Annotated in this window: 20 protein-coding genes and 1 tRNA gene; 13 read left to right on the forward strand and 8 right to left on the reverse strand. The window is 69.4% G+C overall.

The features are described 5' to 3' along the window. Positions 1 to 38 precede the first annotated feature (38 nt). Positions 39 to 902 carry an amino acid ABC transporter substrate-binding protein gene (locus HXX10_RS05025; RefSeq protein ID WP_296520441.1) on the forward strand — a complete coding sequence of 288 codons (864 nt, stop codon included), beginning with the start codon at positions 39 to 41 and terminating at the stop codon, positions 900 to 902. 112 nt (positions 903 to 1,014) lie between these two features. Then, positions 1,015 to 2,277: an ATP-dependent 6-phosphofructokinase gene (locus HXX10_RS05030; RefSeq protein ID WP_296520442.1), complete on the forward strand. Its 1,263-nt coding sequence runs from the start codon at positions 1,015 to 1,017 to the stop codon at positions 2,275 to 2,277. Between the two features lie 135 nt (positions 2,278 to 2,412). Here HXX10_RS05030 and HXX10_RS05035 read toward each other — a convergent pair. Further along, positions 2,413 to 2,488 (reverse strand) — tRNA-Thr (locus HXX10_RS05035). Positions 2,489 to 2,701: 213 nt separating this feature from the next. Here HXX10_RS05035 and HXX10_RS05040 point away from each other — a divergent pair. The 5 genes from HXX10_RS05040 (at position 2,702) to HXX10_RS05060 (ending at position 6,617) form a co-directional block, all read left to right on the forward strand. Further along, positions 2,702 to 2,857: a hypothetical protein gene (locus HXX10_RS05040; protein WP_296520443.1), complete on the forward strand. Its 156-nt coding sequence runs from the start codon at positions 2,702 to 2,704 to the stop codon at positions 2,855 to 2,857. Positions 2,858 to 2,948: 91 nt separating this feature from the next. After that, complete coding sequence (locus HXX10_RS05045) at positions 2,949 to 3,458, forward strand: transcriptional repressor (protein ID WP_296520444.1); 510 nt, start codon at positions 2,949 to 2,951, stop codon at positions 3,456 to 3,458. A gap of 96 nt (positions 3,459 to 3,554) precedes the next feature. Next, on the forward strand, positions 3,555 to 4,481 hold the full coding sequence (locus tag HXX10_RS05050) for a DMT family transporter (protein WP_296520445.1): 927 nt from the start codon (positions 3,555 to 3,557) through the stop codon (positions 4,479 to 4,481). A 49-nt stretch (positions 4,482 to 4,530) separates the two neighbouring features. Then, positions 4,531 to 5,781, forward strand: coding sequence for a flavodoxin-dependent (E)-4-hydroxy-3-methylbut-2-enyl-diphosphate synthase (gene ispG / locus HXX10_RS05055; protein ID WP_296520446.1), 1,251 nt, complete (start codon positions 4,531 to 4,533; stop codon positions 5,779 to 5,781). After that, entirely contained in the window at positions 5,778 to 6,617 is an 840-nt protein-coding gene (locus HXX10_RS05060; RefSeq protein ID WP_296520447.1) for an SDR family NAD(P)-dependent oxidoreductase, read from the forward strand. The genes ispG and HXX10_RS05060 overlap by 4 nt, the downstream gene beginning before the upstream one ends. Before the next feature lie 241 nt (positions 6,618 to 6,858). Here the strand turns inward: HXX10_RS05060 and HXX10_RS05065 are convergent, their stop codons facing one another. From HXX10_RS05065 to HXX10_RS05085, 5 genes are all read right to left on the reverse strand, one after another. Further along, positions 6,859 to 7,089, reverse strand: a complete 231-nt coding sequence (locus HXX10_RS05065; RefSeq protein ID WP_296520448.1) for a type II toxin-antitoxin system HicA family toxin — start codon at positions 7,087 to 7,089, stop codon at positions 6,859 to 6,861. After that, the gene (locus HXX10_RS05070) at positions 7,086 to 7,322 is read right to left on the reverse strand and encodes a type II toxin-antitoxin system HicB family antitoxin (RefSeq protein WP_296520449.1); all 237 of its coding nucleotides are present in this window, start codon (positions 7,320 to 7,322) and stop codon (positions 7,086 to 7,088) included. Before HXX10_RS05070 ends, HXX10_RS05065 begins: the two co-directional genes overlap by 4 nt. 2 nt (positions 7,323 to 7,324) lie before the next feature. Further along, a complete protein-coding gene (locus HXX10_RS05075; RefSeq protein WP_296520450.1) occupies positions 7,325 to 7,582 on the reverse strand; it encodes a type II toxin-antitoxin system ParD family antitoxin in 258 nt (85 codons plus the stop codon). 181 nt (positions 7,583 to 7,763) lie between these two features. Further along, on the reverse strand, positions 7,764 to 8,288 hold the full coding sequence (locus tag HXX10_RS05080) for a hypothetical protein (protein ID WP_296520451.1): 525 nt from the start codon (positions 8,286 to 8,288) through the stop codon (positions 7,764 to 7,766). Then, positions 8,285 to 8,881: a hypothetical protein gene (locus HXX10_RS05085; protein WP_296520452.1), complete on the reverse strand. Its 597-nt coding sequence runs from the start codon at positions 8,879 to 8,881 to the stop codon at positions 8,285 to 8,287. Before HXX10_RS05085 ends, HXX10_RS05080 begins: the two co-directional genes overlap by 4 nt. Before the next feature lie 215 nt (positions 8,882 to 9,096). Here HXX10_RS05085 and HXX10_RS05090 point away from each other — a divergent pair, with 215 nt between their 5' ends. The 6 genes from HXX10_RS05090 (at position 9,097) to HXX10_RS05115 (ending at position 13,622) form a co-directional block, all read left to right on the forward strand. Next, positions 9,097 to 9,303 carry a hypothetical protein gene (locus tag HXX10_RS05090; protein ID WP_296520453.1) on the forward strand — a complete coding sequence of 69 codons (207 nt, stop codon included), beginning with the start codon at positions 9,097 to 9,099 and terminating at the stop codon, positions 9,301 to 9,303. 328 nt (positions 9,304 to 9,631) lie between these two features. After that, complete coding sequence (locus HXX10_RS05095; RefSeq protein ID WP_296520454.1) at positions 9,632 to 10,687, forward strand: NAD(P)-dependent alcohol dehydrogenase; 1,056 nt, start codon at positions 9,632 to 9,634, stop codon at positions 10,685 to 10,687. A gap of 373 nt (positions 10,688 to 11,060) precedes the next feature. Continuing rightward, a complete protein-coding gene (locus HXX10_RS05100) occupies positions 11,061 to 12,035 on the forward strand; it encodes a ParA family protein (RefSeq protein WP_296520455.1) in 975 nt (324 codons plus the stop codon). Then, a complete protein-coding gene (locus tag HXX10_RS05105) occupies positions 12,019 to 12,489 on the forward strand; it encodes a hypothetical protein (RefSeq protein WP_296520456.1) in 471 nt (156 codons plus the stop codon). Before HXX10_RS05100 ends, HXX10_RS05105 begins: the two co-directional genes overlap by 17 nt. Positions 12,490 to 12,629: 140 nt before the next feature. Beyond that, positions 12,630 to 13,217: an HXXEE domain-containing protein gene (locus tag HXX10_RS05110; RefSeq protein ID WP_296520567.1), complete on the forward strand. Its 588-nt coding sequence runs from the start codon at positions 12,630 to 12,632 to the stop codon at positions 13,215 to 13,217. 198 nt (positions 13,218 to 13,415) lie between these two features. Further along, on the forward strand, positions 13,416 to 13,622 hold the full coding sequence (locus HXX10_RS05115) for a hypothetical protein (RefSeq protein WP_296520457.1): 207 nt from the start codon (positions 13,416 to 13,418) through the stop codon (positions 13,620 to 13,622). Between the two features lie 14 nt (positions 13,623 to 13,636). Here HXX10_RS05115 and HXX10_RS05120 read toward each other — a convergent pair whose 3' ends face one another. After that, on the reverse strand, positions 13,637 to 14,245 hold the full coding sequence (locus HXX10_RS05120) for a YidB family protein (protein WP_296520458.1): 609 nt from the start codon (positions 14,243 to 14,245) through the stop codon (positions 13,637 to 13,639). Positions 14,246 to 14,406: 161 nt separating this feature from the next. Further along, positions 14,407 to 18,135, reverse strand: a complete 3,729-nt coding sequence (locus tag HXX10_RS05125) for an IPT/TIG domain-containing protein (RefSeq protein WP_296520459.1) — start codon at positions 18,133 to 18,135, stop codon at positions 14,407 to 14,409. Positions 18,136 to 18,434 lie beyond the last annotated feature (299 nt).

Here is an 18,434-nt window from a genome sequence, read left to right on the forward strand (position 1 = left end):
CCGATTGTGATGTCGAACACGTCGGGAGTGGGGGAACGATGCGCAGGCTTGTGGCTCTCTGTGCCGTGCTGTTGGCGGCGGCGACGTCGGCGAATGCGCAGGGCTCGATTCCGAGCGGCAGCCGGCTGCAGTCGATCATCGACAAGAAAACGGTCCGGATCGCCTATCGTGCCGACGCGTCGCCGTTCTCCTTCGTCGACGACAAGAAGGAGCCGGCCGGCTACACGATCGACCTGTGCCGGATCGTCGCCACCTCGCTCGGGCAGCAATACGGCACCGCCGGCATCAAGATCGACTGGGTGCCCGTGACGGTGCAGACGCGCTTCGCCGCGATCATGGACGGCAAGGCGGACCTCGAATGCGGGGCCACCACCGTGACGCTCGGGCGGATGCGCGACGTCGACTTCTCGAGCATCGTTTTCGTCGAGTCGACCGGCGTCGTGGTCTCGCGCGCGACCAACATCCGAACGTTCTCCGACCTCGCCGGCAGAAAGATCGCCGTCGTCGCCGGAACCTCGAACGAGCGCGCCGCAATCGAGCAGATCCGGATGCGCAAGCTCCAGACGACGCTGGTCGCGGTCAAGGATCGCGACGAGGGCTTCGCGGCGCTCGAGGCCGGCAAGGTCGACGCCTATGTCAGCGACAAGCTGTTGTTGGTCGGCGCCCAGATGAAGCGTCCCGACGCCCTGGTCATGCTGCCGGACGACCTCTCGGTCGAGCCCTATGCGATCGTTCTGCCGCGCGGCGACTGGGCGCTGCGGCTGGCCGTGAACACCGGCCTCGCGCAGTTCTTCCGCGGCAATCAGAACGGCGAGCTGTTCCGGCGATGGTTCGAGCCGGTCGGCATGCGCCCGGGCCTGCTCATCGGCGCCGCCTACACGCTCGGCGCCTTGGCGGACTGATCGCGGCTGTCGGGGTCGTGGTCGGCGACGCGGCCGGCCCTTGCCGAAACGTCGGGGTGGGGCTACGGCATCGGACCGGCGCGCGCGGCGCGGACCCAAAGGCGAGCATGTCATGACGATCACGAGTCTCGGCCCTTGTCGGTTTCCATCCCCCCGCGGCGGCTTCGTCAGCGACGACGACCGTATCCCGGAAAAAATCCTGCAGCGGGCGGGCGTGGCCTACGATCCGGGCGCGCTGTTCGAGCTCGCCGGGCCGCGCGAGCGGCTGTTCTTCGATCCCCGCCGGGTGCGGGCCGGCATCGTCACCTGCGGCGGGCTGTGCCCCGGGCTCAACAATGTCGTCCGCTCGCTGGTGCGCGAGCTGATCGCCGGCTACGGCGTCGCCGAGGTGATCGGCTTCCGCATGGGCTATGGCGGCCTCGATCCGAAAAACGGGCATGAGCCGATGGTGCTCGCGCATGCGAGCGTCGACGACATCCACCAGCAGGGCGGCACGGTGCTCGGCACCTCGCGGGGCCCGGTCGAGATCGACGCGGCCGTCGACAATCTGATCCGGCGCCGGATCGACGTGCTGTTCTGCATCGGCGGCGACGGCACCCAGCGCGGCGCCTTCGCGCTCTCCGAGGCGTGCAAGGCGCGCGGTCACGCGCTCGCCGTGGTCGGCGTTCCGAAGACGATCGACAACGACGTCCGCTATGTGGCGCGCACCTTCGGCTATCTCACGGCGCTGGAGGAATCGCGGCGGGTGATCGATGCCGCCCACAACGAGGCGCGCAGCGTCGAGAACGGCGTCGCACTGGTCAAGCTGATGGGCCGCCACGCCGGATTCATCGCCGCGGGTGCGACGATCGCCAGCCAGGACGTGAATTTCACGCTGGTTCCCGAGGTGCCGTTCGGGCTCGACGGCGGGCAGGGATTTCTCGCGGCGCTGCGACGCCGTGTCGCCGAGCGCGGACACGCCGTCGCGGTGGTGGCGGAAGGCGCCGGCCAGGATCTGTTCTCGATGGTGCCGCAAACCACCGACGCGTCGGGCAATGTCAAGCTGCAGGACATCGGCCCGTTCCTGGCCGAAGCCGTCCGGCGCGACTTTGCGGATGTGCAGATGCCGCTGACGCTGCGCTATTTCGATCCCGGCTATCAGATCCGCAGTTGCGCCGCCAACTGCGAGGACGCGGTGCTGTGCGACCAGTTCGCCCGCCAGGCCGTGCACGCCGCGATGGCCGGCCGGACCGGCGTGGTGGTCGGGTTCATTCACGGGACGTTCGTCCACGTGCCGACATCGCTCATCGTGTCGGGCGTCAAGCAGCTCGATCCGGAAGGGCCGATCTGGCAAGCCGTCCTGGCCGCGACCCAGCAGCCGACGCGATTCGGGTGAGGGGGGCGGGCGGCCAGGGCCGTGCCGGCGCGAGGCAGCAGTGGCGGCGAGCGTCGCAGAAGCCATCGACCACGCGGCCGTGCGATAGCCGGATCGCTCGTCGTTTCGATGAAGGTCGGATGTCGGGCGTGTATCTGGTGCCGCAAGAGGGATTCGAACCCCCGACCCCATCATTACGAATGATGTGCTCTACCAGCTGAGCTATTGCGGCGACGCGGCTCCCTGATAATCGGCCCAGGAGGTCTTGGCAAGGGATCGGACTTTAACACCGTCAAAGTCGGTGTGGCCTTAATGCACGATGATTGTTGCCATTCTGCAACGGCACGCTTAGATTTAGCAGAATGACGGGTGCAGCCAGTTTCAAATTCCCGGGGTTCGATTTACCATCTTCGCGGGGGGAAGTAGTCGCGAGGAGAGCGACGAGATGGATGTGCCCCCGGAAGTTAATATGAAGCTTTGGCAGTTCTCCTTGACGGCAAAGGGGCGTGCTGCCTTGTGGTTAATTATTTCTCTTTCGTTGATTGCGCCGGTTTTTGCTGTGGCATTTGTGGGATACTACATTTCGATAATGTGGCGATGAGGAGGCTCATCCGCGCTAATTGTCACTCGCATCGCGCATGCTTCATTTGTGCGCCTTTGAAAAACGCCGGCGGAGCCGATAAATAGACGGCATGCCCGCGACCCGTATGCCGGCGGCCCCTGAGCCCGCGACCTTCCCGTCCCCGGATCACGACCACGCCCGCTGCAGCGCGGCCGTGCTGGCGCATGCCGAGGCGCTGTGCAAGGAACGCCGCGAGCGGCTCACCCCGATGCGCCGCCAGGTGCTGTCGATCCTGGCCGGGAGCCACAAGCCGCTCGGCGCCTACGAGATCCTCGAGCTCGTCGCGCCCGGCGGGCCACGGCCGGCGCCGATCACCATCTACCGCGCCCTCGACTTCCTGGTCGCCCAGGGGCTGGTGCACAGGATCGAGAGCCGCAACGCCTTCCTGGCCTGCGCCCACAGCCATGCCAGCGGGGCGCTGGTCGCCTTCCTGATCTGCGAGCGCTGCGGTGCCGTCGGCGAGGTGCCGGCCACGGCCATCGCCGACGCCATCTCGGCCTCGGCCCGGGCGATGGGGTTCTCCCCCAAGCTTTCGGTCATCGAGGTGACCGGCGTGTGCGCCCATTGCGGGCGCGCCTGAGGCGCCGGCCGCGCGCCGCTCTCGGCGCCTCGCGTGAAAAACCTTCCCTCCGGGGGCGGCAGACCCAGGTTCCGCCCGGCACCCGACAAGGCGTCCATGACCCCCCACGCCCGCCCGCTCGATGCGCTCGCGACCGCGACCATCATCGCCCTCAGCCTGAGCTGGGGCCTCAACCAGGTCGCCATCAAGGCGGCGCTGCCCGACATTCCGCCGCTGGTCCAGGGGGTGATCCGCTCCTCCGGGGCGCTGGCGATGCTGCTCGCCTGGGCCTGGGCGCGGCGGGTGCGGCTGCTCTCGCGCGACGGCAGCCTGCTGCCGGGGCTCGCCGCCGGAACGCTGTTCGGGATCGAGTTCATCATGATCTATCGCGGCCTGCCGCTGACCACGGCGAGCCGCGGCACCATCTTCCTCTACACCGCCCCCCTGTGGGTGGCGCTGGGCGGCTCCTGGCTGCTGCCGGGCGAGCGGCTCGGGACGCTGCAGTGGTTCGGGCTGGCGCTGGCCTTTTTCGGGGTCGTGGTGGCGATCGGCAGCCCGCAGCTCGCCGGGGCGGGCGCGGGCGGATCCGGGCTGGCGGTGCCGGGCGGCACCCCGACACTGCTCGGCGACGCCCTGCTGCTCGCCTCGGGGCTCGGCTGGGCCGCCACCACCCTGGTCATCAAGGGCACGCGGCTGGTCCAGATCGCCCCCGAAAAGACGCTCGGCTACCAGCTCGTCGTCTCCATCCCCATCCTGGTGGTGGCGGCCCTGGTGTTCGGCGAGAGCCTTGGCGGTACCCCGCGCCCGGCTGCGGTCGGCTGGCTCGCCTATCAAACCATCTGGGTGGTCGGAATCACCTATGGGCTGTGGTTCGCCCTGGTGAAGCACTATTCGGCCAGCCGTCTTTCGGCCTTCACGTTCCTCACCCCCCTGTTCGGGGTTCTGGCCGGGCATGTGGTGCTGGGGGATGCTATAGACTGGCCTTTCGCCGCGGCGGCGGGCCTGGTGGTGGCCGGCCTCGTGCTGGTGAATCGGCCGCGTTGACGGCGGCGTGCAGGTCTGGCACTCCGCGCGCGATCAAGGGAGTTTTTCGATGAGCGATCAGGCTTCGCCGGCGATGCGCCGCAAGACGGTGGCCGTGAAGGTCGGCAACGTCACGGTGGGAGGCGGCGCGCCGATCGTCGTGCAGTCGATGACCAACACCGACACGGCCGACGTCGCCGGCACGGTCGCCCAGGTCGCGGCGCTGGCCCGCCAGGGCTCCGAGCTGGTGCGCATCACGGTCGACCGCGACGAAGCCGCCGCCGCAGTGCCGCACATAAAAGAGCGGCTGCTGAAGATGGGCCTCGACGTGCCGATCGTCGGCGACTTCCACTATATCGGCCACAAGCTGCTGGCCGACCACCCCGGCTGCGCCGAGGCGCTCGACAAGTACCGCATCAATCCCGGAAACGTCGGCTTCAAGGAGAAGAAGGACAAGCAGTTCTCCTCCATCGTCGAGATGGCGATCAAGCACGGCAAGCCGGTGCGCATCGGCGCCAACTGGGGCTCGCTCGACCAGGAGCTTCTCACCCATCTGATGGACGAGAACGCGAAGCTGCCGAACCCCGCCGACGTGCGCGCCGTGACCCGCGAGGCGATGGTGCAGTCGGCGCTCCTCTCGGCCGGCCGGGCCGAGGAGATCGGCCTGCCCAGGAACCGCATCATCCTGTCGGCAAAAGTCTCCTCGGTGCAGGATCTGATCGCCGTCTACCAGGTGCTGGCCTCGCGCTCCGACTACGCCATCCATCTCGGCCTCACCGAGGCCGGCATGGGCTCGAAGGGCATCGTCGCGTCGTCGGCCGCGCTCGGCATTCTGCTCCAGCAGGGGATCGGCGACACGATCAGAATTTCGCTGACACCGGAGCCCGGCGGCGACCGCACCCTGGAGGTGAAGGTCGCGCAGGAGCTCCTGCAGACCATGGGTTTTCGCGTTTTCGTGCCGCTGGTCGCCGCCTGCCCGGGGTGCGGGCGCACGACCTCGACGACGTTCCAGGAGCTCGCCCAGGAGATCCAGGGCTTCATCCACACCTCGATGCCGGAGTGGAAGACGCGCTATCCGGGCGTCGAGTCCCTCAACGTCGCCGTGATGGGCTGCATCGTCAACGGCCCGGGCGAATCCAAGCACGCCGACATCGGCATCTCGCTGCCCGGCACCGGCGAGACCCCGACCGCGCCGGTCTTCGTCGACGGCAAGAAGGTCGCGACCCTGCGCGGGCCGACGCTCGCCGCCGACTTCAAGACCATGGTGATCGACTATATCGAGCGCCGCTACGGCAGCGGGGCGCGGACCGCGGCGGAGTGACGGCCCTTCCACCGGCGTTTCTGGTCACCGGCGCATCGACCGGGATCGGTCGGGCCGTCACGGTGCGGCTGCTCGCCGCCGGATGGACCGGCTTCGCCACGGTGCGGCGGATCGAGGATGCGCCGCCCGGCGCCACCGCGCTCCTGGCCGACGTCACGGATCCGGCGTCGCTCGACGCGGCGCGCGAAACGGTGGAGCGCGCGCTGGCGGGACGCCGGCTCGCCGCGTTGGTGATCAATGCCGGCATTGCGCTGCCGGGACCGCTGCTCCATCAGCCGCTCGACGAGATCCGCGAGACCTTCGACGTGAACGTCATCGGTGCGGTCGCCACCATGCAGGCCTTCGTGCCGCTGATGCTGCCGGTCGGCGACGGGCCGGCCCGCATCGTCGCCATCAGCTCGGTGTCGGGACGGATTGCGGCGCCGCTGGTCGGCGCCTATGCGGCGTCCAAGCACGCGCTGGAGGCGCTGTGCGACAGCCTGCGCCGCGAGCTGATGCTGCACGGCATCGACGTGGCGATCGTCGAGCCCGGACCGATCGCGACGCCGATCTGGGACAAGGGGCTGGCGTTCGGCGGCAGCCGCTACGCGGCGACCCCGTATCGCGACGCCGTCGCGGCCATGACGGCGCACTTCGCCGGATCGGTGGCGCATGCCCTGCCGGCGACACGCGTCGCCGATGTCGTGCTGGAGGCGCTGACGGCGCGCCGTCCGCGCAGCCGCTACGTGGTGACGGCCCGCCCGCTCATGGACTTCTGGCTGCCGCGCCTGTTGCCGGACCGCCTGCTCGACCGCCTGATCGCCGGCCGGCTCGCGCTGACGCGAAAGCGCGGATAGGGCGAGGCTTTACGAAGCGAAGCAAGCGTAGGGCGGGCAAAGGCGCGCCCGCGCCGTGCCCACGTGATCACGATGCAAAAACGATGGGCATGCTTCGCTTTGCTCACCCTACGACTACTGTAAGATGGGGAGAGCCGAAGGCGAAACCCATCTTTGCGCGGAACCTTTATGTGATGGGTTTCGCTGCCGCTCAACCCATCCTACGAACTGCGCTCATCGCGGCGTACGGGCTCGCCTGCGTTCACAGCAGCTCCTTCAACTCGTCGACCGTCAGTCCGGTCTGGCGGAGGATGGCCTGCAATGTCCCGGGCTTGATGTCCCGCCCGGCATGGATCGGGACCGTGACGGCGCACGCCGGATCGTTCCCGTGCACCAAGCGACAATGGCTGCCCGAGGTCCGCGTGACGACGAACCCGGCGCGTTCGAGTGCGCGGACGACCTCACGGGATCGAACCGCCGGCAGCCGGGTCATGCGGCGAGCGTCACTGTCACCTCGTGGATGCGCGGCTTGGCGTCGTCCGGCACGGGCTCGCCTCGCGCCAAGCGATCCTCGACGACCAGGCGGATGGCGTCCTCCGCCATCGCCAGCGCCTCCGCCTCGTCCTCGCCATAGCTGACGATCTCGGGAAGCGCCGGCACCCGGACCGTGAAGCCGCCGTCCGGTTCGGGTTCGAGCAGGACCGCGTAGGTATGCGATGTGGTCATGGTCAGGCCCGCTGCTGGACGTGGTGGGCTCGCAGCCGGCCGAAAACCCCCTCGGCAGGGACCGGCGGCCGCGGGTCGGCGAGCGACGTTTCGACCTGCCGGCGCAGCGCCGCGTCGTGGGCGGCAGTTTCCCGGTCGAGCGCCCGCAGGGCGTCGCCGACCACCTCGCTTTCCGACGCATAGGCGCCGGACGCGACCTTGCTTTCGACCATCTCGGCGAGATCTGCCGGCAGGGTGACGGTGAGCGAGCGTGCTGGCATCGACGGCATCCGTTCAGCGGCTGTGCAACGAAGACTTGGGCATTTTTGGTCCGATCGCAAGCCGGGAGTTCGCAGGATGGCTCGAGCCGAAGGCGAAACCCATCGCTTTCGGGGTGCGATTGGTGATGGATTTCGATGGCGCTCAACCCATCCTACGAACTGGTCGCACCATCCGCTCTTTTCACCCCGTCCACCTGCATTCGCTCGAGCGCCCGCCGCACAGAATTCCGCGCAGCGGCTCCTCGACGTGAGTTGCGCGGGACGGGGCGAGGCGCCACAGCCGATTGCGGCCGAAGCGTACGTCGCTGGTCGCCAGGAACAGCACGGCGATCTCGACCACCGGCGCGCTGTCGAAACGGCAGAGCGTCGTCACCACGCCGGTCTCGATGGTGATCTCGTCGGCCAGCGGCGGGCGCACATCGGGTGCGGCGAGCCGGACCGGTGGGCTCGCGGGTCCACAGGCGATGATCACATGCGCCCGGTCGGCCGGGTCGACGCCGAGCGCGAGCCGCACCGCCTCGGCCTCCGGGCCGAGCCGGGTCGACTTCGACCATTGCGCGGTGCCGTCGGAGATCAGGAGGCTCACCCGCACGATCGGTTGCTCGCAGGCCGCCGTCGCCGACCACACGGTGCGCTCCGCCGTCGTCCAGCATCCCGCCAGCGCGACACGGCAGCGCGACAAATCGCTCGGCGCTGACGGGCTCACGGCGCCGGCTCCCCGGCGAAATCATAGGCCGCGCGGCACCACTTCTGGCCGGTCGCCTCGGAGCGGATGAAGCGCCATTCCGGCCCCGCGCCGGAGATGTCGAAGACCTGCTTGCCGGTGCCGGGAACCGTCACGGGCGCCTGCTCGGCCGAGGCTTCGGCGAGGACCGCCGGCGGCAGCCGCATGACGAAGCCGATGGTGCCGTAGCCGACCACGAAGACGATCCCCGTGTCCGGATGCACCAGCGCCGGCCCGCCCCAAAACACCCAGCGGCACGATTGCGGGAGCGACGCATCCAGCCGCCACATCACGTCGATGATGTCGGGATGCGTGCCGAGTCCGTAATACGGGTCGGCGACCTCGGCGAGCGGCTGGCTGAGCGGCGACGGCGGCTTGATCGGGCCCGCCGCGATCTGCGCCATGACGCGCTGCACGCGCGCCTCGACGTCGGCGGCAGATGCGCGCGGCAGCAGGCGGGAGAACAGCGCCCGCGTGCCCTCCTCGGTGACCGGCTTCGGCCGGAAGGCGCCGATCGGACCGCTGTTGCGCGGATCGTGCTCGGCGACGCCGCGGTGGCCGGCGGGGTCAGGCATCGGTGCTCCTTCTTGCATCGACTGCGATCCGCTCCTCGAACCGGCCGCCGCCGCGTTTATGATATACGTTTATTCGAATATAATAACGTCGCAGCGCAACGGCCGGTTGGCGATCGGCAGCGTTCGCCGTGGATCCTGAAGCTGCGTTGATCCAGGTCAAGCGTCGGTGCACACCACCGGCGTATAGCCCGTCGGGTCAGGTGGAGATCCGACACATGCTGAAGCTTGCAGTTCTGATCTGGATGATGCTCGGCATCACGCTCGCCGGGGCCCTCGTCGTCGTCATCGTGACGGTGCCGTCCCTTTACGCGCAGGGCATGAGCCTGATCCCGATCGCCGCAGCGGTCGGCTTCATCGTCGCCATTCCGGCCGCGATCGTGATCGCCAAGAAGATCGATTCTGCCACGGCGCGGCGCGCCTGAAGCCGGCATCGCCCGACACGCCTGGCAGTCTCGGCCGTGCGCGGTCCGCATGCGGCCGGGACCGTGCGCGCCGCAACGATGCGGGCCGGGCACGTTTTCCGCTGAAATCCCAACGTGATCGGACGCGGCCGCGCCTCGCCTTCGATCCGCCGATGCAGATCCGGAATGCCGCGCCGCCCCTTGAACTGCGGTGCGCGACTACATTGATGAGGCTCTGGAACCGGCGGCCTCCCGGCCGCTCCCCCCGGCACGCTCCGGTAGGCCTTTCGCGGGTCGACACGTCCCGCCGAGCCTCCGGCGCGTGGGCGGTCTTCATTCGGAGCACCACATGTTCACCTGCACGGGCTATGCGGCCGAGGCCGCCGACAAGCGGCTCACCCCTTTCACGTTCGAGCGCCGCGACCCCGGCCCGACCGACGTGGCGATCGAGATTCTGTTCTGCGGCGTCTGCCATTCCGATCTCCACACGGCGCGCGGCGAGTGGGGCAACTCGCTCTATCCGTGTGTGCCGGGCCACGAGATCGTCGGCCGGGTGACGGCAGTGGGCGGCAAGGTCTCGCGCTTCAAGGTCGGCGATGTCGCAGCGGTCGGCTGCATGGTCGACTCCTGCCGCACCTGTCCGAGCTGCAAGGCCGGGCTCGAGCAGTATTGCGACAACGGCTTCACGGCCACGTACAACAGCGAGGACAAGAAGAGCGGCGGCCACACCTTCGGCGGCTATGCGAGCCACATCGTCGTCGATCACGACTTCGTGCTCAAGGTGCCGACGAACCTCGACCTCGCCGCCGCGGCGCCGCTGCTGTGCGCCGGCATCACCACCTGGTCGCCGCTGCGCCACTGGAAGGCCGGGCCGGGCAAGAAGGTCGGCATCGTCGGGCTCGGCGGCCTCGGCCACATGGGGGTCAAGCTCGCCCATGCGCTGGGAGCCCATGTGGTTCTGTTCACCACGTCGCCCGGCAAGATCGCCGACGGCAAGCGGCTCGGCGCCGACGAGGTGGTGCTGTCCAAGGACGAGGCCGCGATGGCGGCGCATGCCGAGAGCTTCGACCTGATCGTCGACGCTGTCGCGGCCGATCACGACATCAACGCCTATCTGGGCCTGGTGAAGCGCGACGGCACGCTGGTGCAGGTCGGCGCGCCGGAGAAGCCGCTCGCGGTCAATGTCTTCAGCGTGATCTGGAAGCGCCGCAACTTCGCCGGCTCGCTGATCGGCGGCATCGCCGAGACGCAGGAGATGCTCGACTTCTGCGGCCGGCACGGGATCACGTCGGACATCGAGATGATCCCGATCCAGAAGATCGACGAGGCCTATGCCCGCATGCTCGAGAGCGACGTGAAGTACCGCTTCGTCGTCGACATGGCATCCCTGAAGACGGCAGCCTGAGCGATCGCGGCCTGCTCCCTCGCTACGGCGCGAGGGGGCAGGGCGTCCGCGGCCGCTCGACGGCGGTTCGCCGCGCCGATCGGGGCCCGACATCGCCGTGGCGGTCGTCGCTTGCGTCGGGGCGCCCGACCACCGGCCGCCAAGTCGTTGTTGAAAAACTGTCATACTAGATAAAAAGTCTCGGTTCGCCAGTCGTTTGCGTGGGCCGTCCGCGGTCGTTTCCCGTTCCAGAATCACGACGATGAGAGTTACATCGTCGCGAGGCGTCGCTTGCCATTACGCCCCGGCATTTGCCCGGCCGTTCCCGACGGCCGAGGAGAGCCGGGGCTGGTCGAAGGGGCGCCCTGCAGTGTCGCGTTCCGATCGATGCCGGATGGCCGTCGAAGCGGCCCGTGGCGTCGAGCCGGAGGAGCTCGTTTCGGAGGGGTTCGGCGTGGCCGGAAAGGTCATCACGATCGCCAACATGAAGGGCGGCGTCGGCAAGACCGCCACCGTGGTGGCGCTCGCCGAGGCGCTCGCCGCGGATGATGTCGATGCGAAAATCCTGGTGATCGATCTCGATGCCCAGGCGAATGCGTCGTCCTGCCTGGCCGGCGACGGACCGCTCGCGGCACTCATCCGCGACGGCCAGACCATCGACGGCTTCCTCAACGACGTTCTGTTCAAGCGGAAGTCCCGCGAGCTCGACGCTTACATCCGCAACTACATCAGCACCGTGACGCATCGCGGGCATCAGCTCGGCATCGCCCTGCTGGCCTCCAGCGTCGAGCTGCGGCGCACCGAGACCAAGATTCTCTACCGGCTGACCAGGGCCAAGATGAGCCTCGACGAGATCGTCGAGCACCTCTCGATGGTGATGGATCGCGAGCTCGGTCGGGCGAGACGCCGGTTCGATTACGTCCTCATCGACTGCGGCCCGGGGATCTCCATCCTGACCGAGGTCACGATCCGGCTCGCCGACATGGTGATCGTGCCCACCATCCCGGATGCGTTGTCGACCTACGGGCTGCAGGCTTTCTGCAACAGCATCTGGAGCGGCGAGCTCGCCGAGAAGAGCCATTTCGAGAGCAAGCCGAAGGCCCGCTCGCCGCATGTCCTGATCACGCGAAGGCGCCAGGTCGAACTGCACCACCGCTTCGCCGCGATGATCCGCAACGAAGGCTCGGCCAAGCGGCCGGCATTCCGGGTCTACGAGACCGAGATCCCGGAAAGTGCCGACGTCGCCAAGGCGCTCGGGTCGATCGACGAGCCGGTGCCGTTCTCCCGGAAATGGGGCCCGCAGGTCGTCGCCGTGATGCGCAACCTGGTGGACGAGACCAAGGAGATCCTGAATGTCGCTCGCCATTGACGGCTTCGCCGTGCTGCGCAGCATCGGCACGCATGCGGCGGCCTTCGGCGACGTCGCGGCCGAGGCCCGCAGGACGGCGCAGCGTCTCGTGGCGAAGCAGATCATGATCGCCGCCACGGACCTCGGCGCGCTGCGCAACGTCTACATCGCGGTCGGCGAAGCCGACTTCGGCCTCGTCCTCGACGGCATGAGCGATGCGGACATCCGCTGTGGCCTCCTGACGATCGATCCGCATCGGCCCGGCATCGCGACAGCGAGCGGCACGTGGTGCCGCAGCCGGTTTCGTGCGCTCGCCGGCGGCACCGCCGAGCCGGCGCCGAAGCCGGCGAGCGCGGTGGCGGCGCGGTCCAGGTCCGTGCGTGCTCCAGGGCAATCGAAAGCCGCCGCGACCCGGGCGCGGCCGGAACGCCTGCACAGCGCCGCGATGGTTGCGGTGCGACGCAAGAAGAAATGACGCGGCAACCGGCGAGGGCCAAGGGCCGCCCGCGTTAACCGAGCATTCGTCAGGCGTGTGCTAGCGTCTCTCGGCTACTCCACCGCTCAGCCCTGCCGCAACCGCCGGCGTCGAGACCGAGAGGATCCCCCGTGTCCCCCATGCATCGCATCGCCGAAGGCTGGCAGAAGAGCCTACCGATTCTCGCCGTCGTCGGCGCCGCCCTGTGGCTCGTGTTGTTCCACGCCGATCCGGCGAGCGAGCGCGCCATGTTCGCGGCCCTGCTGGTCGTCTACATGGTCCACCAGATCGAGGAGCATCTGTGGCCGGGCGGTTTTCGCCAGTACGCCAATGCGCATGTGTTCAAGAGCGGGCGCGACGATTGGCCGGTCGACGAAGGTGGCGTCGCGCTCGTGAACATCGGCTGGGTCTGGCTGCCCATCGCCCTCGCCGCATTGTTTCCCGACGCGCTGCGCTGGCTCGGCCTCGGCTGGGTCGGGCTGACCTTCGTCAACGCGCTGTCGCATATCGGCACCACGGTGCGGTTCCGCGGCTACAATCCGGGCCTCGTCACCTCGATCGTGCTGTTCCTGCCGTTCACGATCTGGGTGTTCGCCACGGAGGTCTCCCGCGGCGCCCTGTCGGGCGCCGAGATCGGCGGGCTCCTGGTCGCCGGCGTGCTGCTGCACGTGCCGGTCGCCGCCCTGTTCGTGGTGCCGTTCCGCCGCAAGACCCCTGCCTTGGTGTAGCGGATCGCCGCGCCGCGCCGCCCGGTGCGCCCGGGCAACCCAACCGGTCGAAAGACTTTGCCGGCGGCAACGCGGTCTTAAGGCAATCCCGAACCGCAGGCCCGGAACAGAGGTCCCGGGCCAAAGAGGGCGCCTGATACGGGCGACGTCGCACGTGTCATCCCGATGATGTCGTTCACGATGCGAGCGAGGTCCGCGATGAGCACGTCCAGTATCAGCAGCTCGACCCTGAGCACCTACCTCCAGTACCTCACCGGAACCGACACCGACAGCAGCAGCAGCGTGAGGACGACCTACCTCGACAAGGCGTCGGAGGGCACGGTCCTGACGAAGAGCGAGCAGAAGGCCGCGCAGGCGCAGCTCAAGGCTGTCAACGCGGCCAGGCTGTTCGACATCTCGGTTTGATCCGGAGGCCGGCCTCACAGCCAGCGGTGGACGTCCTTCTCGGTCGGCAGGCGGCCGTCCGGCGTCACCTCGTCGACGGCTTCGGGCAGCCGGTGCCTGAGCTCCTCGAGCAACGCGTCGCGCGACATGCCGGTGCGCCGTGCCAGCTCGTCGATGCGCTCCGGCCCGAGCGCGTCGGCGAGGTCGCGGGCCGAGATCGATTTGTTCGGGCCCTTGCCGATCCAGGAGTCGGCGACCTCGCCCTTGCCCTTCTGGTGAAACTGGTCGACCAGATCCTTCAGGCCGCCGCTGAGCGCACCGCCTGCGGCGCCGCCGCCGAGCAGGCCCCCGAGCTTGCCGAGAACGCCGCCGAGCCCGCCGCTCGACTCGTCGACATGGCCGCCTTGGCCGGCTTGCCCGGTGCGGCCCGGTCCCCATGGTGGCGCGTTGGTCTCGGCCTGCGGCACCGGGGCGCCGCCGCTGCCGAAATGCTTGTAGGCCTTGTAGGCGAGCAGGCCGAGGATCGCCATGGTGATGGTCGACATGCCGCCCTTGTCGTTGGCCGCCGTCGGTGCAGGTCCGCTGTGGCTGGTGTCGCCGTGCGGGCCGTTCCTCATGCCGTTGATGACGTCGAGAAGTCCCATGGTCGTCGCCTCCTGCGCCGCCCCCCGCGTCTTAGATCGCGCGTCGATGTGACGGACGCAAGGCGGCCGACTGGCCGGCGGGCGGGGCGACGTGCCGCAGGATCGTTTGGGCCGGCCCCGAAGCGAACGGGGGGCCGGTCTGCCGGCGCGCGCCGTCGTGGTCAGAACGGCACGGAGGCCCGGCCGCGAAAACTCCAGATCTGGACGTCGCTGCCGATGCCGCCGAGCTCGGCGCCGAGCGCGATGGACGCCCCGTTGCCGAACCGCGCCGAAACCCCGCCGGTCGCCCGCGCCGACCACCCCTCGAGCAACGGCACCGAGGCGAGCAGCGGCGCCCCCGCCAGGATCACGGCGGCGGCATCGTCCTTGGAGAAGTAGTAGTCGGCGTAGAGGCCGGCATAGGGAGACAGCGTCACGGCCGGGGAGATAATCCACGGATAGGCGACCTTGACGCCGCCCGAGGCGCGCCCGGTGAAGAAGTTGCGGGCGTCCTGCGGGGTGCCGAGCGAGTCGGTGTAGCCGTTCTCGTGCTCCCACAGCGCATAGACCCGGGCCGACGGCTCGATCCACAGGCCGTAGAGCTGGCTCGTTCCGGTCAGGCCGCCCGACACCAGCCAGCGATGGCCGTCGAAGGTGCCGCTCGCCGTGCCGGACGTGCCGTTGTAGTCGAGCCCCGAATAGGCGACCGCCGCGTCGAAACGCAGGCCCGCTCCGAACCGCCAGCCCAGATAGGAGCCGACCGTCCAGCCGTCGCCCTTGAAGTGGCCGGTGAGCGTGTCCGACTTGTAGTCGAAGGTCTCCCAGCCGCCGACCGCGCCGATCAGGAGGTCGGGCGTCAGCTTGCGGGTCAGGCCGATCAGCGCGTTGACCTGGGTGCCGTAGAGCACGGAGGGCGAGTTGCTGGGCGTGTAGTTGCTGACCCCGGTTCCCCTCACCTCGGCCCACATCAGCCAGTCGCGCGGCTCGACGAAGCGGGGCCGCGACGGGTCGGCCTTCACCACGTTGCGATCGAGCGACGCGAAGGCGTCGTCGACCCGGCGGTTGCCGGCCGGCTGTCCGCGTCCGCTGCCGCGGCCGCCCGCGGCGCTGCTCGCCGGGTCGCTCGGCGCATAGGCCGAGCGGGCGCGATCCGTCGCCGCGTCGTCGGCCGAAGCCGTGGCCGGATCGGCGGCGAAGTTGAAGCGCACGCCGGTCGAGCTCGGCGAGAACAGGGCGCCGCCGTCGCTGAAGCCTTCGGCGATCGCGGTGTCGATGGCGCCCGAGATCGCCGCGCCGGAGGCCTGGGCGATCGTCTTGGTCGCGATGAGCTGCAAGGCGCGCAGGCGCAGGCTGTCGGCCGGCGTGTTCACCTCCTGGATCAGGGCTGAGGAGGTCGAGGCGGCGAAGCTCGCCGTGCCGGCATAGACGGCCGTGATGGTGTGCCGGCCGGCCCGCAGTGCCGTGGTGGTGAAGGCGGCGGTGCCGCCTGCGAGGGTCGCGGTGCCGAGCGCGACGCCGCCGTCGTTGAACGTCACGGTGCCGGTCGGGGTGCCGCCCGAGGAGGTCACGGTCGCCGTGAAGGTCACGGGCTGGCCGGCCTCGCTCGGGTTCCGCGAGGAGGCGACCGAGGTCGTCGTCGCCGGCGCGGCGTAGCTGAACAGGCCGGCGCCCGTGCCGGTGCCGCCGAGCGCGGTGACGACCACGTCGACCGAGCCGGCCGCATGCGGCGGGGTCGTCGCCGTGATCGAGGTGGCGCTGTTCACGGTGAAACTCGCCGCCGCGGTGCCGCCGAACGTGACGCCGGTCGTGCCGGTGAAGCCCGTGCCCGTGATCGTCACCGTGGTGCCGCCGGCGATCGGGCCGGAGCCCGGCGTCACCGCCGTGACGGTCGGCGCCGCATTGTAGGTGTAGAGGCCCGTCCCGGTGCCGGGCCCGGCCGGGGTCGTCACCGTGATGTCGACGGCGCCGGGGGCATGCGCCGGGGTCGTCGCCGTGATCGTGGTGGCGTTGACGACCGCGACGCCGGTGGCGGCCGTGCCGCCGAACGTCACGGCGGTGGCGCCGGTGAAGTTGCTGCCCGTGATCGTCACCGCGGTGCCGCCGGCGGCCGGGCCGGCGGTCGGCGCCACCGATGTCACGATCGGCGTCACCGCGAAGGTGAAGAGATTGGTGCCGGTGCCGGTGCCGCCCGCGGCCGTGACGACGACGTTGACGGTGCCGGAGGCGTGGGCCGGGGTCGTCGCCGTGATCGAGGTGGCGCTGTTCACCGTGAAGCTCGTAGCCGCCGTGCCGCCGAACGAGACGGCGGTGACGCCGACGAAGCTGGTCCCGGTGATCGTCACGCTGGTGCCGCCCGTGACCGAGCCGATGTTCGGCGAGACGCCCGTCACGGTCGGCGCCGCCACGTAGGTGAACTGGTCGGCCGCGCCGGTCGGGCTCGTGCCGCCCGGGGTGGTGACGCGGATGTCGACGGTGCCGGTGCCGGACGGTGCGGTCGCGGTGATCGAGGTGGCGCTGTTGAACGTGAAGCCCGTCGCCGGGGTGGCGCCGAACGCGACCGCGGTGACGCCGGTGAATCCGGTGCCGGTGATGGTCACCGAGATGCCGCCGGCGAGGGGCCCGGCATTCGGCGTGACCGCCGTCACGGTCGGCCCCGCCACGTAGGTGAACTGGTCGGCCGCGCTGGTGGCGCTGGTGCCGGTCGGGGTGGTGACGGTGACGTCGACGGTGCCGGTGCCGGCCGGTGCGGTCGCCGTGATGGAGGTGGCGCTGTTGAACGTGAAGCCCGTCGCCGGGGTGGCCCCGAACGCGACCGCGGTGACGCCGGTGAAGTTGCTGCCCGTGATGGTCACGGTGGTGCCGCCGGCGAGCGGGCCGGAGATCGGCGCGATCGACGAGACGATCGGCACCAGGACATAGGTGAACTGGTCGGCCGCGCTGGTCGCGCTGGTGCCGCCCGGCGTGGTGACGCGGACGTCGACGGTGCCGGAGCCGGCCGGTGCGGTCGCCGTGATCGAGGTTGCGCTGTTGAACGTGAAGCCCGTCGCCGGGGTGGCCCCGAACGTGACCGCGGTGACGCCGGTGAAATCGGTGCCCGTGATGGTCACCGGCGTGCCGCCGGTCGTGGGGCCGGTGGTCGGTGCGATGCCGGTCACCGTCGGGGCCGGCACGTAGGTGTACTGGTCGGCCGCGCTGGTGGCGCTGGTGCCGATCGGGGTGGTAACGGTGACATGCACGGTGCCGGTGCCGGCCGGCGCCGTCGCGGTGATCTGGGTCGCGCTGTTGACCGTGTAGCCGGTGGCGTTGGTGGCGCCGAACTTCACCGCGGTGGCGCCGGTGAATCCCGTGCCCGTGATGACGACCGAGTTGGTGCCCGCGGTCGGGCCGCTGGTCGGCGAGAGGCCGGTCACGACCGGCACTGCGGGCAGAGTCACGGCAATCGAGAACAGCGTATCGGTCGGACCCGAGGGAAACTGCTGGCTGTCCGCCCGGGTCGCAAACGGCGGCCCGGTGCAGCTTCCCGAATCGCTACAATGCGAGGACGAATAAAGGCTCAGCGACTCCGATCCGGTCCCGGACTGCGACTGCAGGGTCACTTGGACTTCGTCGGCACCGAAACTCGCTCCGCCCTTGACAGGGTGCAGGAGATAGACGGCCTTTGCTGTCGTGTAAGTATAGTCGGCATAACTGTAGGTCGGAACGTCGACGGTGCCCGCCGTATTGCCGATCGGCCCGTTGAAATTCGACTGAACGCCCAGCGCCGGAAACAGGCCCCATTTGGCCTGATCGTCGGTGATGCAGATCGAGATGGTCTCGCCGACCGACGTGAACGCGATGCTGGCTCCGCTGAGGGTGCTCGGAACTGTGCAGGCCGCGGAGGCGCTGCCGGCGGTGGCGAGAGAGGCGAGCACGCCGAGCGCCAGAAGGCCGAGGGCCCGGACTCCGAGGGCCCGGATCGCGGCGTTCCACCGCGTCGCGAACCCCCCTGTCGGACCGATGCGGTGGTTCCGCTCTGCCGAGCCTGTCGCCGCTCCGCGCGCCCCGTCGCCTGTCATCACGTCCCCCGCTTGGCCTTGCCCCGGATCGCCCACCCCCGCACGAACGCACAGCGACCGCGGCGATCGCTCGGCTCGGACGGACTCGTTCGAGGCAACCGGACCATTTTTGGATTGCAAGGCACCTGTCCCAACCGCCTCGGTTGTAATCATCT

It is taken from the genome of Rhodoplanes sp., from assembly GCF_013377085.1.
In the GTDB taxonomy this organism is placed as follows: Bacteria; Pseudomonadota; Alphaproteobacteria; order Rhizobiales; family Xanthobacteraceae; genus Rhodoplanes.

Bases quoted from the DNA above. Each gene is read 5' to 3' on its own strand.
- HXX10_RS05025 (WP_296520441.1), top strand. From the start codon at position 39: ATGCGCAGGCTTGTGGCTCTCTGTGCCGTGCTGTTGGCGGCGGCGACG.
- HXX10_RS05030 (WP_296520442.1), top strand. From the start codon at position 1,015: ATGACGATCACGAGTCTCGGCCCTTGTCGGTTTCCATCCCCCCGCGGC.
- HXX10_RS05040 (WP_296520443.1), top strand. From the start codon at position 2,702: ATGGATGTGCCCCCGGAAGTTAATATGAAGCTTTGGCAGTTCTCCTTG.
- HXX10_RS05045 (WP_296520444.1), top strand. From the start codon at position 2,949: ATGCCCGCGACCCGTATGCCGGCGGCCCCTGAGCCCGCGACCTTCCCG.
- HXX10_RS05050 (WP_296520445.1), top strand. From the start codon at position 3,555: ATGACCCCCCACGCCCGCCCGCTCGATGCGCTCGCGACCGCGACCATC.
- ispG (WP_296520446.1), top strand. From the start codon at position 4,531: ATGAGCGATCAGGCTTCGCCGGCGATGCGCCGCAAGACGGTGGCCGTG.
- HXX10_RS05065 (WP_296520448.1), bottom strand. From the start codon at position 7,089: ATGACCCGGCTGCCGGCGGTTCGATCCCGTGAGGTCGTCCGCGCACTC.
- HXX10_RS05070 (WP_296520449.1), bottom strand. From the start codon at position 7,322: ATGACCACATCGCATACCTACGCGGTCCTGCTCGAACCCGAACCGGAC.
- HXX10_RS05075 (WP_296520450.1), bottom strand. From the start codon at position 7,582: ATGCCAGCACGCTCGCTCACCGTCACCCTGCCGGCAGATCTCGCCGAG.
- HXX10_RS05085 (WP_296520452.1), bottom strand. From the start codon at position 8,881: ATGCCTGACCCCGCCGGCCACCGCGGCGTCGCCGAGCACGATCCGCGC.
- HXX10_RS05090 (WP_296520453.1), top strand. From the start codon at position 9,097: ATGCTGAAGCTTGCAGTTCTGATCTGGATGATGCTCGGCATCACGCTC.
- HXX10_RS05095 (WP_296520454.1), top strand. From the start codon at position 9,632: ATGTTCACCTGCACGGGCTATGCGGCCGAGGCCGCCGACAAGCGGCTC.
- HXX10_RS05100 (WP_296520455.1), top strand. From the start codon at position 11,061: ATGGCCGTCGAAGCGGCCCGTGGCGTCGAGCCGGAGGAGCTCGTTTCG.
- HXX10_RS05105 (WP_296520456.1), top strand. From the start codon at position 12,019: ATGTCGCTCGCCATTGACGGCTTCGCCGTGCTGCGCAGCATCGGCACG.
- HXX10_RS05110 (WP_296520567.1), top strand. From the start codon at position 12,630: ATGCATCGCATCGCCGAAGGCTGGCAGAAGAGCCTACCGATTCTCGCC.
- HXX10_RS05115 (WP_296520457.1), top strand. From the start codon at position 13,416: ATGAGCACGTCCAGTATCAGCAGCTCGACCCTGAGCACCTACCTCCAG.
- HXX10_RS05120 (WP_296520458.1), bottom strand. From the start codon at position 14,245: ATGGGACTTCTCGACGTCATCAACGGCATGAGGAACGGCCCGCACGGC.